Source organism: uncultured Solobacterium sp. (assembly GCF_963517755.1).
Taxonomy (GTDB): domain Bacteria; phylum Bacillota_I; class Bacilli_A; order Erysipelotrichales; family Erysipelotrichaceae; genus Bulleidia.
On the sequence record NZ_CAUQGG010000009.1, the window covers coordinates 63,832 to 81,208 of the forward strand.

Below are 17,377 nucleotides of genomic sequence, written 5' to 3' on the forward strand. Positions count from 1 at the left end.
TATGTTAGAAATACGGGAATTAAATTGGCAAGATGCGGATGCTATATACCAGGTGTTCAAAGATTTACCGGAAGATGAAAATGGCTTTATGAATCCATATCATGGAATTGATAAAGAAACATTCATGCATGAAACAATGCCGAAGCTAATTAATATCGCAAATGGAATCAATTTAAAACCTGGCTATGTGCCACAAACATATTATTTTCTGTGGGAAGAGAATCATATCGTTGGTGTATATAAGTTAAGACATTATCTTAATGAAAATTTGAGAAATGGATCAGGTCATATCGGATATGGTATTTTACCGGCGTATCGAAATCAAGGTTATGCAAAGAAAGGATTAGCACTATTATTGGATATCGCAAAAGATGTGATTCGTGAGGATGAAATTTATATGGCTTCTCACAAAGATAATCCAGCATCTCTACATGTCCAACTCGCAAATGGGGCATATATCCACCATGATGATGAAGAAGAGGTATACACAAGGCTACCAATCAAACCAATCCATGCATGCATATGGGATTTAGATGGGACACTGCTAGATTCCTATGATGTAATTTTAGATAGTTTACAAGAAACAATGACGCATTACGGTCATACATATGACCGTGAATACCTTCGTAAATATGTCATACTTCATTCTGTACATCAATTTATTCATGAATTTGCAGGGAAAGAAGGATTGCAGTTTGAAATCGTGTATCAGTATTACACAACATTACAGGATGCAGGTAATGATCAAGTAAAGTTAATTAAGAACGCTAAACAAACACTGCAGTTATTAAAGTGTAAGGGTGTTAGAAATTATGTATACACACATAAAGACCACACCGCAAAACAAGTTTTGGAAGATTTAGGGATTGCGGAGTATATAAGTTATACCATTACCGGTGATGATGGTTTTGCGAAAAAACCAGATCCAGAAGGAATTCGTTATTTGCTAGATAAATTTAAGTTAAATCCAGAGTATTGCACATATGTTGGTGATCGTCGTTTAGATGAAGAAGCAGGCAAGAAAGCTGGGATTAAATGTATCCTATTCTTGGATGAAGATACTCCAGTAACACCACGCTATGAAGATACAGTTGTCGTAGATGATTTATTAAAGATTGTGGAACTATATGAATAAAGAAATCATAGATAATGCCTTATCGTATTATGGTGTCAATGATGATTGGTATCGTAACCAATGTTATGCATGCATGAAAACTATTAAAACTGACAATGGCTTAATGCAAAAGTTTGAAGAACTTCTAGATGTTTTATATGTTGATAAAACGCAGAAGATCAATCAACTTTGGTCAATTGAAAGCACTGAAGAATTATTTCATCAGCCAGTCCATCCTTTTGTGACAAGTGTTGCGTTGCTATGTGGATGTCAACTACACCAAAAGAATATGGAAAAGCATCAGTTTGATGAGGTACAACAATCTATCCACAAGACGAGGATGAAGGAAGTACTTACAAAGGATATCGTTCAAAGAAAATTAAAATCGATACGTATATCACAGATGATTTGGGGAACTTACTTTATCAATGTGCGTCTTGTGGAAGTTGGACGATTACAGTATGAATATGTAGATATGCATACCATACGAATTCATATTCCATCCGATGAGAAACTTGAGGTTTTAAAGGTAATCGATTCAATCACATCTTCTAAAAATGTTATCATGCGGTATTTTAAGGTTGAAAAACCACAATATGTTTGTGATTCTTGGCTCTTAAGTCCTGAGATTCATCAACTTGTTTCAAAAGATTCAAATATTTATCAATTCTATGAATTATTTGATGTTTCTAAAGGGTATGACTGTATTAGGGATATCTTTGATTTCGTGTATCGAACAAAGGAATGTGATTATCGTGAATTAGCAGAAGAAACATCTCTACAACGTGTTATAAAAGAGTATTTATTAGATGGAAATTGTATTCATTTAGGTTGTGGAATTCTAAAGTAGCGACAAAATTTGAGTTTTGTATAATATTTATTGACCTTTGGTCAAATGAGTAATATAATCAAATCATAAAGAGGCACTCGTATAGAAATTTTGTACGGGTGTTCCTGTTTTAACAATTGTATTTCCTTGGAAATGAAAGGGGTAATTATGATATTAGAAGTAAAGGGAATTAAGAAGACCTTTGACAAGACGGAAATTCTCCATGGAATCAGTTTTACTGTACAAAGTGGTAAGGCAATGGGATTCCTTGGACGAAATGGTGCTGGTAAGACAACAACATTCCGTTGTTTGATGAATGTGTTCAAACAAACAGAAGGCGAATTCTTGTTAGATGGCAAACCATTTGATGTGAATCAAAACCATATTGGTTATCTGCCGGAAGAACGTGGTATGTACGCAAAGGTATCTCTAAAAGATCAATTGGCGTACTTTGCAAAGTTAAAAGGGGCAGATAATAAAAAGGCTGCTGAAGAAGCAGAGTACTGGATTGATTACTTTGGATTAAAAGAATATACAAATAAAAAGTTAGAAACATTATCCAAAGGTAATCAACAAAAAATTCAGATTGCGCAAGCATTTATTAACGATCCAGCAATTATTATCCTTGATGAACCATTCTCGGGCTTAGATCCAGTCAATGCTCAAATCTTTAAGGATGCGATTAAAGAAGCTGTTGCGAAGGGGAAACTCGTTATCTTCTCCTCACACCAGATGGCATATGTTGAAGAAATGTGTGATGAGATTACATTAATTGACCATGGTAATATCATTGTCACTGGTGACTTGGAAGAAATTAAGAAAAAAGAGGGACAAGATAAGTTAGTACTTCGTGTAAATCCTGAGGATTCTACTGTTGTAGAGGATATTTTGCAAAATAAATTTGGCTTAGAGTTTCAGCTTGTGGATGGGGAATATCTGATTACAAAGAATACCGACTATACTTCGAATGAAATTTTACAGGAATTATTAAATCACGTACATGAAGTCGTGTCCTTTGGACAATATCTTCCTAGTCTACAAGATATCTTTGTAAATAAGGTAGGAGGTGAGACAAATGCGTAACTTTAGAACTGTATTTGAATTTGAATTCTTCCAACAAATAAAGAAGAAGGCAGTTATCGTCTCGACGATAATACTCGCAATTGTCGCTTTCGGTGGTGGTGCTGCTCCAGCAATCATCAACTATTTTAACAAGCCAACTGAGTTTGATAGTTCTGAGGGTGCTTCCTATCTCAATGACAGCATTCCTGGTGGATACTTTGTATCGAATGAAGATATCGCAAAGACATTAAACATTGATGAATCTAGTCTTTATCCTTCAGAAGAAGCTTTAAAAGAAGCGGTAAAGAGTGGTAAGGAATCAAAGGGATATGTAATCTATGATTACGATCACTATAAGACATATTTCCACGATAAAGGCTTCTTAGGTGGAATGGGTGATCCTTTAAATGAAGTTTTAAAAGATCATATCATCACACAAAAGTTTAATGAGAAGGGTATTAGTACCGCTGAGTATCAGGCATTAACGAATGTGAAGATTAATGCGGAAGAAGAGGTGTTAGGCCGTGATACATCAACACAGTATCTACTTGCGTTTGTATACATCATTACATTATATTCTGTAATCTTAATGTTTGGTTCTATCGTCGCTACAGCTGTCGCAAGAGAAAAAGACAGTAGAACAATGGAACTGCTCATTACAACAACTGATCCAAAGAACCTTATTATTGGTAAAGTTCTAGCAGTAACATGCGCATCGGTAATTCAATGTGGCATCATCTTTACTTCTGGGCTTGTTTCCTATTTTATCTTCAAGGGAATGTATCCAAAGATGGCTCTCTTGATTGCAAAATCGATGTTTGATCTATCGATGTTAGGTATGTATATCTTCTATTTCGTTCTCGGTCTATTATTGTATATGTTTATCTTTGCGGCTTTAGGTTCTGTCGTATCAAGAATGGAAGATGTAAACAATGCGATAAGTCCAGTAATGTTCTTGTTTATTGCTAGTTATATGATTGCGATGTCTGCTTTACAGGGTGGAGAGTCGATTGTAGTAAAAATTGCTTCATGGATTCCATTCTTCTCTGTCATGGTAATGCCGATTAGAAATGCGATTACAACAGTTGCAGCGTATGAAGTCATTGGATCGACGGTACTGACAATTATATTTATTTACTTATTCGCAAGATTATCTATCCGTATTTATCGTTGGGGAACATTGAACTATGGCAATAAGCCAAACTTCTTTAAAGTTTGTAAGGAAGTATTGTTCTCGAAACAATAATCTCAATATGCATGCATAGAATATATGTATGTGTAAAAACGATAAAAGGCTCGTGTGTTACGAGCCTTTTTGATGGTTAAGCATCTGATCTCGAGAAGCTATTCTTCATACCCATGCTTGCGGTAAAGAGAACTTTATCTAATAGGTCATCTGTATGTTGTTTTGCCATATCTGCGATTTCTTGATTCGCTGTTTGGCAGAATGTGACAGGGTCTACATCTTTTGTAAATAAAGAGTCATACTTGTTGATGAGTTGATGACCTTTTGTTTGTACTGCATTTTGATAACGGTCGATTGCGGAAGTTGTATTACTGAAATGTGCATCCGCAAGAGCACCAATAATACGATTAGCCCAATAGAAGTTATCTGTTGATACAGTTTTCTCTGTATTTGCTGTATAGATAGGTGTTTCATCGATATTTACGTAGAATGGTACAAACGCATTAAATGTATTTGAACCGAAGGCAATCCATTCAATAGAGCGGATTTCTTCCGGTGCGTATGGACGAATCTGTACGCAGGATAGGAAGTTATTGCGGTTGATACCGATTGGTCTAAAGGAGCCACGAAGTGAGGAATCACCATGCTTTCCGTATGGGTCATATGGTGTGCCTTGATAGTGATGAGATAGGACATACTTCACATCTTCTACAGTAATCTTTTGTTCTGGCACAAAACTCCAAGGAATATTGTCGGAATCAGGACGATAGTCAGCCTTAGGTCCATCCCAACGATAAGTTGTTGGATTAAAGTATCTACCAATAATCCAAGCACGTGGTGTGTTGTATACATGGTCTGCATCCGAGTGTGAACCAAAAGCATATCTTGGATTAAAATGCTTATCTTGATTTAGATTGAGATGATTCTTTTCAATAAATTCTACAAGGTCACTTGAACATAGGTGTTCTTTTTGTTTGCCGAAGGCATCCTTTAAATCGAAACTATCGATACCTAACTGGTTTGGCATTACAACGTATTCATCATCTTTGACACGCTTTGCAATCCAATGGTGTCCACCGATTGTTTCTAACCACCAGATTTCATCGATGTCTTGGAAGGCAATACCATTCATTTCATAGGTGCCGTACTTCTCTAAGATTTCACCAAGACGAAGAACACCTTCGCGAGCACTCTTGATATAAGGGAGTACAAGTGTAACAATGTCTTCTTCCCCAATACCACCAACGACTTCTGGGGTATAATCTACATCGCCTTCTTTGCCTTTAGCAGGAATATATTTTACAAGAGGATCTGCACCGAGAACTCTTTCGTTTGAAGTAATTGTCTCAGTCGCTGTAATAGAAACGTTTAATGCATTGACACCAGCAGCTCCCCAAATTCCTTTATCATTTAATGCGTCTGGCATACAGGTATAACGCATTGGGTTATTTGGAAGTGGAATTTCTACGTGTGATAAAACGGATTTATACATTTTTGGTTGGTCACTTGGATGAACTACGATAAACTTCTTGGCGGTAAAATCGCCAGCGCCGGAATCTTCGTTACGTGCTACTAAAGTAGAACCGTCATAACTAGCTTTCTTACCGACGAGTAATGTTGTACATGGCATATTGTTAATCTCCAATCTATTGTTGTGTTAATCATAACACTTCAGTGTGGTATTCATAAAAAAATTACTTCTAATTTACGGATGGATACTATATGATAACCATACGAAAAGTAAGAGGTATATAGATGTCATTAGCAGTTTTAGCATATTTAGCAGTGATCAATGTCATTGCGTTTGGTTTATATGGTTTAGATAAATATCGTGCGATGAACAACATGTGGAGAATTCCTGAGAAGACATTACTAGGAGTTGCCGCAATTGGGGGAGCCTATGGAGCATATTTAGGCATGCGTATTTTTCATCATAAAACAAAGCATTTAAAGTTTCAGATTGGGGTTCCGATTATGATGTTGGTATGGATTTATTTTGTGACAAAAGGATTTCCTGAAATACGTTAAGGGGGGTTTATGATGAAGGCAATTTTATTAGATATTGATGGTACATTAACAAATGATCAGAAGGAGATAACTCCTGAAACAAAAAGAGTATTAATGAAAGCACAAGAGCAGGGGATTCGCCTAGTCATTGCGAGTGGCCGTCCTGCAAAGGGAATTGAAAAGTATGGAAAGATGCTGGAAATGGATAAGCATCATGGATTATTTCTTTGTTTTAATGGCGCAAAGGTAATTGATTGCCAAACTGGGGAAGTTCTAGTGAATACAACGATGCAGCAGGAGTTAGTAACGAAGACACTGCAACATTTGAAACAATTTGATGTGCATCCAATTATTGTAGAAAATGAGTATATGGTGGTTGAGGATGTATATAACTGCATGATTACTGATAAAGGACGTACATTTAATGGATTTCAGTATGAAGCACGTATGAACAATTATTTACTCAAAGAGGTTAAAGATCTTGCAAGTTATGTAGACTTTCCACTCAATAAGATTTTGGTTGTTGGAGAGCCCGAGTATTTACGTGAAAATTATAAGGCTATCTCTGCACCGTTTGAAGGAAAGCTTTCTATGATGTTTAGTTCAAATTTCTTCTATGAGATGACATCTCAAGGAATTGATAAAGGTGCAGCACTACAGAGTGCATTATCAAAGCTTGGGATTGAAGCCAAAGACTGTATTGCGTTTGGGGATGCAGGTAATGATATTACAATGTTGCGGTTTGCAGGCGTTGGTGTTGCGATGGCAAATGCACAAGAGGAAGTAAAAGCAATCGCTGATGAAATTACAGATGATAATAATCACGATGGTATCGCAAAAGCACTGTTAAAATATATCCCATCTTTACAATAAAAGAAGCTAGTATGCATGCATACTAGCTTTCATGTTTTTATAAATCTTTGCACTCGTGAATTCTACGCTTAACACCATTCAAAACAACATATCCTTTTTCTGGTGCCTCACGATGAACAATGTTTTTACCATTGATATCATCTGTATGATTTGGCTCCATGATACTTGGAACATGGCGTGGTACTGTACGTACTGGTATATCTAGTGGTGACTTTGGTGGAATATAGTCATTGTTGAAAGTTTTTCTCTGTTGGTTATTTGCCTGTTGTAACTTATTGGAAAGCCCAATTAAGAGAGCAGATGTGACAACCGTCAGAAGAATTAAAGGGAAAAAACTATCTGACATAATAGTTACTCTTTAATACTTTCTGTAATTCCTTTTGCAAGACCAGCAAGACTTTGAATCTCTGAAGGGATGATAATCTTAGTTGCTTTACCATCTGCAGCAGCAGCGAAAGCTTCTAAGCTCTTTAAGCGAATGACTGTCTCATCAGCACCTGCTTCTTTGATAGCACGGATACCATCGGCAGTAGCTTCTTGGATAGCACGGATTGCTTCAGCACGACCTTCAGCTTCTTTAATTTCCTTTTCACGAGCAGCTTCAGCAGCCAAGATTGTAGCTTGTTTTTCAGCTTCGGCATTTAACACAGCAGATTCTTTCTTACCTTCTGCCTCAAGAATCATTGCTTGTTTTTGACCTTCAGCAGTTAAGATAGCAGCACGCTTTTCACGTTCAGCCTTCATCTGCTTCTCCATGGATTCACGAATCGCTGTTGGTGGTTGGATGTTCTTTAACTCAACACGAGTAACTTTGATTCCCCATGGGTCTGTTGCCAGGTCAATTGTTTGTAACATCTGAGAGTTGATTGCTTCGCGGGATGTTAATGTTTGGTCTAACTCCATGTCACCAATGATATTACGCAATGTAGTAGCAGTTAGATTTTCCATCGCCATGATTGGATTTTCTACACCGTAAGCATAATCATGTGGGTTCATAACCTTGAAGTACACAACGGAGTCAATCTGCATTGTTACGTTATCCTTTGTGATAACAGGCTGTGGTGCGAAGTCGGCTACCTGTTCCTTTAGAAGAACTCTACGACGAACATGATCTACAAATGGGAATTTGAAGTGAATACCTGCATCCCAAGTTGTACGATATCTACCGAAACGTTCGATAACATATGCGTTTTCCTGTGGAACGATGTTTGCACATGATACTGCAAGTGCGATAGCTAAGATAAAGAAAATAGCTGGAATAATAATGATTTCCATTTTAATATCCCCTCCTTATGGGTGACGGATAATAGTCTTATCCATGACATAATCGTACTCAAAATTTGACCACAAGTCAATATATTATTCAGACATTTATTCACTTTTATCTAAATTGAAAGAAAGCCTGAATTGGTTTCTTTGCGAGAGTTTTAAAATAAAGTGAATCAGTGATAAAATAGTAGGGATGAAGGGAGTCACATCATGAACGAAAATATCATTCAGGCGATTGCGACGGAGTTAAAAGTTCAACTCAGTCAGGTCGAAAATACACTATCTTTATTAGCGGAAGGAAATACAGTTCCATTTATTGCCCGCTACCGTAAGGAAGCCACAAAGGGTTTGGATGAAGAACAGATTTTCTATATCCAGAAACAATATGAATATCAACAGAAATTAGCGGAAAGAAAAGAGAATGTTCTGAAGCTAATTGAAGAGCAGGGTAAGTTAACAGAGGAAATTAAGCAGTCTGTTATCGAATGTACAAAACTATCCCAGGTAGAAGATATCTACCGCCCATATGCACAAAAGAAGAAGACGCGTGCCACAACAGCGATCAAGAATGGTTTACAACCTCTTGCGGATTGGATGCTTGCGCTACCTACCGAAGGTTCCTTAGAAGCTGAGGCAGAGAAGTACTTATCAGAGACGGTGACTTCCGTTGCGGATGCGATTCAGGGTGCGAAGGATATTATCGCTGAAGTTGTCAGTGATAACGCAAAACAGCGTTGGGCATTTAAAGATACTATCATGCAGGCAGGTGTTCTTCAGACAAAGTTAAAGAAGGATGCAGTTGATGAAAATAAAGTCTATGAAATGTACTACGATCGTAGTGAAAAGATTTCTCAACTCGCAGATCACCGTATTATGGCAATTGATCGTGCCGAGAAAGAAAAAGTTATTACAGTTTCCTTTGTCTTCGATGATGAACAGTTAAAGAAGAATGCATTAAAGACACTTCTTAAAGCCCAAACAACAATTGTTGAAGAGACTTTAAATGAAGCGGTTATAGATGGTTGTGATCGTCTATTATTCCCATCTATCGAACGTGAAATTCGCTCTGAGTTAAGTGAAAGAGCACAGAATAAGTCCATTGAAATCTTCTCTATGAACTTAGAGAAGTTACTCTTACAGGCTCCATTAAAGGGAAGAATTGTATTAGGATTTGATCCGGGTTTCTTCAATGGTTGTAAGTTAGCGGTCATTGATGAGACTGGTAAGATGTTAACTGTTAGTAAGATTTTCCCATTCTCAAAGAAGGGTGAAGATATTGAAACTTCTAAGAAGAAGTTACTAGCACTCATCCAAAAGTATCATGTTCAGATTATCGCAATTGGTAATGGTACTGCATCTCGTGAAAGTGAGAAGTTAGTCGCTGAACTGATCCATGAACAGAAGTTAGATGTTTCCTATGCAATCGTATCAGAGGCAGGTGCTTCTGTATGGTCAGCACAAGAAGCAGCACGTAAAGAGTTCCCAGATATTGAAGTTGAAGAGCGTTCTGCAGTATCGATTGGAAGACGCTTACTTGATCCACTTGCAGAGCTAATTAAGATTGATCCACAATCTATCGGTGTAGGTCAATACCAACACGACCTTCCACAGAAGGCATTAGCAGAAAGACTTGATGAGGTTGTATTGAAGTCAGTAAACCGCACTGGTGCAGATTTAAATACAGCTTCCCTAGAGTTACTCACACATATTTCTGGTTTAAATAGTGGTACAGCACAAGAAATCGTAAACTATCGTAATGAAAATGGACGCTTTACGAACCGTAAACAATTGCTGAAGGTTAAGAAGTTAGGACCAAAGGCATTTACACAGTGTGCAGGTTTCTTGCGTATCACAGATGGTGATGAACCGCTTGATCAAACATCCATTCACCCAGAAAGTTACGAAGCCGCACGTAAACTCATGCAAGCATGTGGTATTACAAAACTTGGTGAAGCAGATATCTCTTTCCCTAAGGAAAAGACAGCAGAACTTGGTATTGATGAATATACACTTAAGGACATCGAAGAAGCGATTCGTCAACCATTACGAGACTACCGTGAACAATTTGATGGTGCACTTCTTAAGAGTGATGTACTGAATATCTCAGATCTACATGTAGGGGATCAGTTATCTGGCACAGTTCGAAACGTAGTAGATTTTGGTGCCTTTGTGGATATTGGCCTACATGAAGATGGCTTAGTTCACTTATCTCATATGTCGATGAAGAGAATTTCTCATCCATCTGAGTGTGTGGCAGTCAATGATATTATTAAGGTTTGGGTATATCAAATCGATGAAGCAAGAAATCGTGTACAGTTATCCTTACTGCCGCTTGATCAATTAGAACAACGTGATGCGGCATATCGTCATCGTAAAGCAGCTGTTGGAAAGCATAACAATCAAAGACCAAAACAAAATAAGCCAATAAAGAAAGAAGTATCCATGGACGATGCGTTAGCACGTCTTAAGGAAAGATTTGGTAAATAAGCAATAAAAGATGGGTGAACATCCATCTTTTATTAATTTCTAAAAGTTTATAAACAAGTTAGTTGACACTAACTATAAAACGCAGTATTCTTTAACTGTAGTTAGTATAAACTAACTTATGGAGGAATTATGATTAAGAAAATATTGTTAGTCATAGCGATTGCTATGATGACTGCGTGTGCAGGAAATAAATCAAGTATGACAACAGGTTCTACAAAGAAATCAGATAAATTAAATGTTGTAGTGACAACCTCATTTTTAGAAGACATGGTGAATGTTCTTGTAGGAGATAAGGTTGATACACAACTGATTATCCCGGCAGGAGAAGATCCGCATACCTATGAGGCTAAGCCTGAAGATAATACAAAACTACAAAATGCAGATTTAGTTTTATATCATGGATTGCATTTTGAAGGAAAGATGGTTGAACTACTTGAATCGATTGGTGCGGTATCTGTATCGCAGAACTTTGATGAATCAAAAGTAGGTCGAATGGAAGAAAATGGAGAAACGATTATCGATCCACACTTTTGGTTTGATATTGACTTATATAAACAAGCAACGCAAGAAGCTGCTAAAGCACTTGAGGATAAATTGCCAGATTTAAAAGATGAAATTGAAGAAAACTTGCAGGCATACCTTAAGAAGTTGGATGAACTAGATGCGTATAATCGTGAACAACTCAATCAGATTCCATCTGATCATAGAATTCTAATTACACCACATGACGCGTTTAATTATTTCTCCCGTCGCTATGACATTACCGTAAAGGCACCACAGGGTGTTAGTACCGATGCGGAATTATCCAATAGTGATATGGCAGAAACTGCGGCGTATATCGTTGAACATCAGGTAAAGGCTATCTTTGCGGAAACAACAACTGACCCTGCACGCATGGAGAAGTTGAAGGAATCGTGTAAGGCAAAGGGATTTGATGTGACAGTAGTAGGTGGAGAGGGAAAAGAATTATTCAGTGACTCTTTAGCACCTAAGGGACAGCCTGGAGATACGTATATTGATATGTATCGTTTCAATGTTGACCTCATCGTATCAAATCTCAAGTAAAGGAGTCATCTATATGAGTTATATACATGTTGAAGATTTAACAGTCTCATATGGAGAAAGTCCAGTCCTTTGGGATGTGGATGTTGATATCGAAAGAAATGCAATCACAGCGATTGTAGGTCCAAATGGTGCAGGGAAATCAACATTATTGAAATGTATTCTCGGATTTATCAAGTCCATTTCAGGTGTGATAACAATCGATGGTAAAAGTCTTGCGGAAGTACGGAAACAGATTGCTTATATCCCACAGGTATCTGCAGTGAATTGGAATTTTCCGATTCGTGTAAAAGATGTAGTATTAATGGGACGTTATGCGAGTCTGGGATGGTTAAAATGGCCGCGTAAAAAAGATAAGGAACTAGCTCGTCATGCCCTCTATGAAATGGGACTTGAAGAATTTGAAAATCGGCAGATATCACAATTATCCGGAGGACAGAAACAACGTGTCTTTATCGCTCGAGCACTTTGTCATGACGCGGATTTGATTGTGATGGATGAACCACTTGCGGGAGTTGATCAAACCAGTGAACAAATTATCATGGATAAAATCAAGCAACTACAAAAAGCAGGAAAGACAATTGTCTGTGTACACCATGATTTACATACGCTAAAGAAGTACTTTGACCATGTTATATTTATCAATAAGTATGTGATAGCCAATGGCAAAATCGATGATGTATTAACAGAAGAAAATATTAGAAAGACGTATCAAAATGACAAATTTAACACAGATACTATTCTCTTATGATTTCTTAGTTGTGGCGATTGGAACAGTATTACTGGCAATTCCAAGTGCGATTGTAGGATGTTTTAGTGTTTATAAGGGACAAAGTTTAATGGCAGATGCAGTAGGACATGCGTCTTATCCTGGAGTTGTCATTGCGTTCATGTTATTTTCTGTACGTAGTTCTGTGATATTAACACTCGGTGCTGCGGTAGTTGGTATTCTTGCGTATCTAACAATACAAATGATTCGAAAGCATAGTGTGATTGATTTTGATGCGGCACTCGCGATTACCCTTACAGGTTTCTTTGGACTTGGAATGGTATTAAAGAGTTACTTACAAGGAAACTCTTCCTACATGCGTGCATCACAAGCGGGACTAAAGAATTATATCTTTGGATCTGCAGCGTTTATCATGAAGGAAGATATCATCATGATTGCGATATGTGCAATTATCGCAGCAGTATTATTGGCTTTATTCTATAAAGAATTAGTGGCTAGTATCTTTGATCCACAGTTTGCAAGTTCAATTGGGATTTCAATGCCTATCGTAAGTGGTGTCTTATTACTGATGATGGTGATGTTTATCGTTGTTGGATTAAAGTGTATTGGTGCAATTTTGATTTCCTCATTTTTAACCATGCCGTGTATCTGTGCAAATCAACATTCTAGAGATCTTAAATGGGTATTGTGTATCGCAGCTTGTGTAGCTGGAATTTCCGCATTTATAGGAACCTTTCTTTCTACAGCATATAGTGGTATTGCGACAGGGCCAATGGTAATACTTTGTATGGGTATATTTACAATCCTATCTATGATATTTGGCAAGTATGGTTTAATTGCACAAAGAAAACTTGGAAAGGATGCGAAATCATGTCAGAAGTATTGTTAACACTAATGGTAACGGCCATTGGATGTGCAATCCTAGGACCTGTTCTAATCCTTCGGAAATTAGCGATGACAGCCGATGCACTATCACATTCTGTATTGCTAGGAATTGTAGTCGCATTCTTCTTTGTGCCAGATTTACGTTCCATATGGTTGGTCGTTAGTGCATCTATCTTTGGTGTATTTACAATTTGGCTAGTTGAAGAATTGTCTCGGCATCATTTGGTAGAACGTGATGATGCTTTAGCGATTGTCTTTCCTGTATTTTTTGCCTTAGCTGTACTACTAATTACAAAGTTTTTTCGGAATACCCATCTAGATGTTGAAATTGTATTAATGGGTAATCCGCTCTTTACACCGTTTATTCGACAATTTGGCATGCCGAAGTCGTTATTTGAGATGTTGGTGATTACAGCGATGAACGGAATATTTTTACTAGTGAATTATCAGAAGTTGAAGATATCAATATTTGATCCAGAGTATGCACAATTAATTGGAATACCTGTTACATATTTATATCGTGTATTCATGGTACTAGTATCGATTACCTGTGTTGTGGCGTTTAATAGTGTTGGTGGTATGTTGGTGATTTCATACTTTGTGGCACCTGCAGCTGCCGCATGTATGATTACAAAAGACCTAAAGATTACAATATTTGTATCGATACTCTTTGCGATTATTAATTCATGGTTAGGATATCATTTCGCAATGTTGTGGAATGTATCGGTTTCTGGCATGTGTAGTTTGGTGGGTATGATTACAGTAATATTGGGTATTATCTTTCATCGAAATGGTATGTTGAGACAATGGGCAAAGTCATTTGTCAATTATGAGAAGTTCTGTGAAGATTTACTACTAGTCCATCTTTATCGTCACAAGGGAAATGCAATTGAGTTAGGGTATCAAACAATTCATCAACATCTCAACTGGTCAAATAAAATTACAGATGATCGTATCGAAAGATTAATCAAGCGAGGATATGTTGCACGTAATGATGCAAAACAACTATATTCCTTAACGGAAAAAGGAATCACATATGTTACAAAACAATTATTTCAATAGAATTTATGGATATGACAAAACGTTATATCCATTTTTGTTTTGTCTGTTAGGCGGTATAATAAGCATAAAGAATTGAGGTGTTTGAAATGAAATTATTTGAACAATTCCCACAGTATGAAGATGGGTTTATAGTATTACGTCGTTTTGTACAGGAAGACGCAAAATACCTTTCGGATGTATATGAAGTAAGATTGACAAAACGCCAAGCAGCGAAAACAATAGAAAACTATGAAAAGTCCTACCAGGATAAGGATGAAGTGATTCTTGGCATTTTTGGAAAAGAGGATGAACAATTAAAGGGTATTATTGAGATTTACGATATTCATGAGACGGAACTTTCTATCGGTTATATGGTTGTTGAGAAGTACCGTCATCAATCATATGCGAAAAATAGTGTTTATCTTCTAACGAAGAAACTAATTGAAGATTATGGTATTACATGCATACATGCAAATTGTCATGTGGATAATATTTATTCTATCCGTGTATTAGAACACAATGGATATGAAAGACTTGGACAAGATGAGGATGAGTATGTTTATGAATATAAACCAAAACAATTAGTACAGGATGCATTTGATCAAAATGAGAAGACAATCGTGCTTGCCGGTGGATGTTTCTGGGGTGTTGAAAAGGTATTTAAAGCGTTAGATGGTGTTGTGGAAACAACCACCGGATACGCAAATGGCATCACAGAGAATCCAACATATGAGGAAGTATGCCGCAATGAGACAGGGTATAAGGAAGCGGTGAAGGTGGTTTATCAACCGGATGTAGTTTCGTTATCTATCATCATTCGTGCATTCTTCTTATGCATCGACCCACGTCAACGTAATCGCCAAGGTAACGACATTGGTACACAATATCAAACGGGTATTTACTATGTAGATGAAAATGATCTTGACGTGATTAAGCCAATTTATGCACGTGAGCGTATGAAGTATGATCGTTTCTTTGTGGAACTAGAACCACTTAAAAACTTTTATACTGCGGAAGAATATCATCAGGATTATCTGGATAAGCATCCTAATGGGTATTGTCATATCACTGCGTTTGAGATGGAAGAAGTAAAGAAGTTAAATCAACTACCATGTCAAATTACAGTCATTCTTCCATCAGAAAAAGAACTGAAATTAGAAGTAAAGAAAAATACAACGATTGTGGAACTGATTCAAGAAGTACATACCGAACATCGGATTTACGCTGCACTCATCAATCATAAGAATGTACACTTTAATGAACGTATTGGTGAAGGTGATATTGTAGAACTACAGGATATTCGTGCATCGTATGGCAATACCTGTTATCAAACGTCATTAACACTTTTATATTTGAAGGCGATTCATGATGTAATGGGTAAGAACGTGACGGTTACGATAGCCAATTCATTATCCAAGGGATTATTTACTGTAATTCATGCTGGGAATGTGACAGATAATCTTGCGAAGGAAATTGAAACACGTATGCATGAACTTGTCGAGGATGATCTAGAGATTACAGAAGAGTATGTAGACCGTGATAGTGCTATTCAACTCCTACAGGATGTCAAAGATAAGAAGAGCGTAGACCTATTAAATACCGCAAGTGATTTAAAGAATGTCTATGTGCTTACACTTGCGGATGAAAAGATGATGTCTTTTGTACATGCATTACCATCCACAAGTTATATTCCATTCTTTGAAGTACGTCGCTATCGTAATGGATTGTTATTGCGTTTTCCACATCCAAACTATCCTGACGAGATTCCTCCATACGAGGAACAGAAATTACTATATGATGCATTCTCGGAGGAAACACAATGGGAGAAGTTATTAAAGGTTAGTTTTGCGTCTGACTTGAATCGCATGATTGAAAAGCAAGAATCTAAAGATTTAATTATGTTAAGTGAAGCATTACATGAAAAGAAAATTGCGATGATTGCGGAACAAATTCAAAGTGCGAAGAAGAGAATTATTTTGATTGCAGGTCCATCTTCATCTGGCAAGACAACATTTGCGAAACGTCTATGTATTCAGTTGAAGGTGATAGGTTTAAATCCATTGTATCTTGGAACAGATGATTACTTTGTTAATCGTGATGAAATGATTCCGGATGAGAATGGAAAATATGATTTTGAGGAATTAGAAGCAGTTGACCTTCATCTGTTTGAAACACAGATGAATGCATTACTGCATGGTGAGAAAGTGGATTTACCAGAATTTGATTTTATTACTGGCAAGAAGATATTTGGTAAGAGAATTACTTCCATTGATGCTTCACAACCAATTGTGATTGAAGGTATTCATGGTCTAAATCCACAACTGACGGAAGGGATTGATGATAGTGAGAAGTTTAAAATCTATATCAGTCCTCTAACACAGATTAATCTTGATGCGCATCATCGTATTCCAACGACAGATGCACGCATGTTAAGAAGAATGGTTCGAGATAATCGCACACGCGGACGCGATGGTGCGGTTACCATTTCATCATGGCCATCTGTACGTCATGGTGAAGAGAAGTATATCTTCCCATTCAATAAGGAAGCTGACGTATTCTTTAATAGCCAATGTGTTTATGAACTAGCGGTATTAAAGAAATACGCAACACCACTATTAGAAAAAGTAAAGCCTGACCAGGCTGAGTATGCTGAAGCGCAGAGGATGTTACAATTCTTATCTTGCTTTGCATCGATTGATGATGACAGTATCATTGCAAATAACTCGATTATTCGTGAATTTATTGGTGGTTCTATTTTAGTTTCTTAAAAAGGATGCTCGAGCCTTCTTTCAATTTGAAGTTATGTTTGATAAAATATGAATTTATCAGAAG

At 37.1% G+C, this 17,377-nt stretch carries 15 protein-coding genes; 12 read left to right on the top strand and 3 right to left on the bottom strand.

Going from position 1 to position 17,377, the window contains the following annotated elements; genetic code table 11:
• Position 1: 1 nt before the first annotated feature.
• The 4 genes from RWM19_RS06510 to RWM19_RS06525 all read left to right on the top strand — a co-directional run bounded on the left by RWM19_RS06510 (position 2) and on the right by RWM19_RS06525 (position 4,251).
• The gene (locus tag RWM19_RS06510; protein WP_313985105.1) at positions 2–1,135 is read left to right on the top strand and encodes an HAD-IA family hydrolase; all 1,134 of its coding nucleotides are present in this window, start codon (positions 2–4) and stop codon (positions 1,133–1,135) included.
• A complete protein-coding gene (locus tag RWM19_RS06515; RefSeq protein WP_313985108.1) occupies positions 1,128–1,964 on the top strand; it encodes a hypothetical protein in 837 nt (278 codons plus the stop codon). The genes RWM19_RS06510 and RWM19_RS06515 overlap by 8 nt, the downstream gene beginning before the upstream one ends.
• A gap of 147 nt (positions 1,965–2,111) precedes the next feature.
• On the top strand, positions 2,112–3,026 hold the full coding sequence (locus RWM19_RS06520; RefSeq protein WP_313985111.1) for an ATP-binding cassette domain-containing protein: 915 nt from the start codon (positions 2,112–2,114) through the stop codon (positions 3,024–3,026).
• On the top strand, positions 3,019–4,251 hold the full coding sequence (locus RWM19_RS06525) for an ABC transporter permease (protein ID WP_313985114.1): 1,233 nt from the start codon (positions 3,019–3,021) through the stop codon (positions 4,249–4,251). Before RWM19_RS06520 ends, RWM19_RS06525 begins: the two co-directional genes overlap by 8 nt.
• 76 nt (positions 4,252–4,327) lie before the next feature.
• Here RWM19_RS06525 and RWM19_RS06530 read toward each other — a convergent pair whose 3' ends face one another.
• A complete protein-coding gene (locus RWM19_RS06530) occupies positions 4,328–5,821 on the bottom strand; it encodes a C69 family dipeptidase (protein WP_313985116.1) in 1,494 nt (497 codons plus the stop codon).
• Positions 5,822–5,946: 125 nt separating this feature from the next.
• Here RWM19_RS06530 and RWM19_RS06535 point away from each other — a divergent pair, with 125 nt between their 5' ends.
• Together RWM19_RS06535 and RWM19_RS06540 are read left to right on the top strand one after the other, a co-directional pair.
• Positions 5,947–6,219, top strand: a complete 273-nt coding sequence (locus RWM19_RS06535) for a DUF1294 domain-containing protein (RefSeq protein WP_313985119.1) — start codon at positions 5,947–5,949, stop codon at positions 6,217–6,219.
• A 9-nt stretch (positions 6,220–6,228) separates the two neighbouring features.
• Positions 6,229–7,071: a Cof-type HAD-IIB family hydrolase gene (locus tag RWM19_RS06540; RefSeq protein ID WP_313985121.1), complete on the top strand. Its 843-nt coding sequence runs from the start codon at positions 6,229–6,231 to the stop codon at positions 7,069–7,071.
• Between the two features lie 37 nt (positions 7,072–7,108).
• Here the strand turns inward: RWM19_RS06540 and RWM19_RS06545 are convergent, their stop codons facing one another.
• Positions 7,109–7,417, bottom strand: coding sequence for a hypothetical protein (locus RWM19_RS06545; protein WP_294021610.1), 309 nt, complete (start codon positions 7,415–7,417; stop codon positions 7,109–7,111).
• Positions 7,418–7,422: 5 nt separating this feature from the next.
• Positions 7,423–8,346 (bottom strand): SPFH domain-containing protein, encoded by a 924-nt coding sequence (locus RWM19_RS06550; RefSeq protein WP_294021609.1) that lies wholly within the window; start codon positions 8,344–8,346, stop codon positions 7,423–7,425.
• Between the two features lie 204 nt (positions 8,347–8,550).
• Here RWM19_RS06550 and RWM19_RS06555 point away from each other — a divergent pair, with 204 nt between their 5' ends.
• From RWM19_RS06555 to msrA, 6 genes are all read left to right on the top strand, one after another.
• The gene (locus RWM19_RS06555) at positions 8,551–10,827 is read left to right on the top strand and encodes a Tex family protein (protein ID WP_313985127.1); all 2,277 of its coding nucleotides are present in this window, start codon (positions 8,551–8,553) and stop codon (positions 10,825–10,827) included.
• 129 nt (positions 10,828–10,956) lie between these two features.
• Complete coding sequence (locus tag RWM19_RS06560) at positions 10,957–11,892, top strand: metal ABC transporter solute-binding protein, Zn/Mn family (RefSeq protein ID WP_294023499.1); 936 nt, start codon at positions 10,957–10,959, stop codon at positions 11,890–11,892.
• Between the two features lie 13 nt (positions 11,893–11,905).
• Entirely contained in the window at positions 11,906–12,640 is a 735-nt protein-coding gene (locus tag RWM19_RS06565) for a metal ABC transporter ATP-binding protein (protein WP_313985133.1), read from the top strand.
• Positions 12,606–13,508, top strand: coding sequence for a metal ABC transporter permease (locus RWM19_RS06570; protein ID WP_294023497.1), 903 nt, complete (start codon positions 12,606–12,608; stop codon positions 13,506–13,508). Before RWM19_RS06565 ends, RWM19_RS06570 begins: the two co-directional genes overlap by 35 nt.
• Positions 13,490–14,566, top strand: coding sequence for a metal ABC transporter permease (locus RWM19_RS06575; protein ID WP_313985137.1), 1,077 nt, complete (start codon positions 13,490–13,492; stop codon positions 14,564–14,566). Before RWM19_RS06570 ends, RWM19_RS06575 begins: the two co-directional genes overlap by 19 nt.
• A gap of 86 nt (positions 14,567–14,652) precedes the next feature.
• On the top strand, positions 14,653–17,313 hold the full coding sequence (gene msrA, locus RWM19_RS06580) for a peptide-methionine (S)-S-oxide reductase MsrA (protein ID WP_313985140.1): 2,661 nt from the start codon (positions 14,653–14,655) through the stop codon (positions 17,311–17,313).
• Positions 17,314–17,377: the final 64 nt, after the last annotated feature.

Coding starts and splice junctions, on each gene's coding strand:
- RWM19_RS06510 (WP_313985105.1), top strand. CDS start 2: ATGTTAGAAATACGGGAATTAAATTGGCAAGATGCGGATGCTATATAC.
- RWM19_RS06515 (WP_313985108.1), top strand. CDS start 1,128: ATGAATAAAGAAATCATAGATAATGCCTTATCGTATTATGGTGTCAAT.
- RWM19_RS06520 (WP_313985111.1), top strand. CDS start 2,112: ATGATATTAGAAGTAAAGGGAATTAAGAAGACCTTTGACAAGACGGAA.
- RWM19_RS06525 (WP_313985114.1), top strand. CDS start 3,019: ATGCGTAACTTTAGAACTGTATTTGAATTTGAATTCTTCCAACAAATA.
- RWM19_RS06530 (WP_313985116.1), bottom strand. CDS start 5,821: ATGCCATGTACAACATTACTCGTCGGTAAGAAAGCTAGTTATGACGGT.
- RWM19_RS06535 (WP_313985119.1), top strand. CDS start 5,947: ATGTCATTAGCAGTTTTAGCATATTTAGCAGTGATCAATGTCATTGCG.
- RWM19_RS06540 (WP_313985121.1), top strand. CDS start 6,229: ATGATGAAGGCAATTTTATTAGATATTGATGGTACATTAACAAATGAT.
- RWM19_RS06545 (WP_294021610.1), bottom strand. CDS start 7,417: ATGTCAGATAGTTTTTTCCCTTTAATTCTTCTGACGGTTGTCACATCT.
- RWM19_RS06550 (WP_294021609.1), bottom strand. CDS start 8,346: ATGGAAATCATTATTATTCCAGCTATTTTCTTTATCTTAGCTATCGCA.
- RWM19_RS06555 (WP_313985127.1), top strand. CDS start 8,551: ATGAACGAAAATATCATTCAGGCGATTGCGACGGAGTTAAAAGTTCAA.
- RWM19_RS06560 (WP_294023499.1), top strand. CDS start 10,957: ATGATTAAGAAAATATTGTTAGTCATAGCGATTGCTATGATGACTGCG.
- RWM19_RS06565 (WP_313985133.1), top strand. CDS start 11,906: ATGAGTTATATACATGTTGAAGATTTAACAGTCTCATATGGAGAAAGT.
- RWM19_RS06570 (WP_294023497.1), top strand. CDS start 12,606: ATGACAAATTTAACACAGATACTATTCTCTTATGATTTCTTAGTTGTG.
- RWM19_RS06575 (WP_313985137.1), top strand. CDS start 13,490: ATGTCAGAAGTATTGTTAACACTAATGGTAACGGCCATTGGATGTGCA.
- msrA (WP_313985140.1), top strand. CDS start 14,653: ATGAAATTATTTGAACAATTCCCACAGTATGAAGATGGGTTTATAGTA.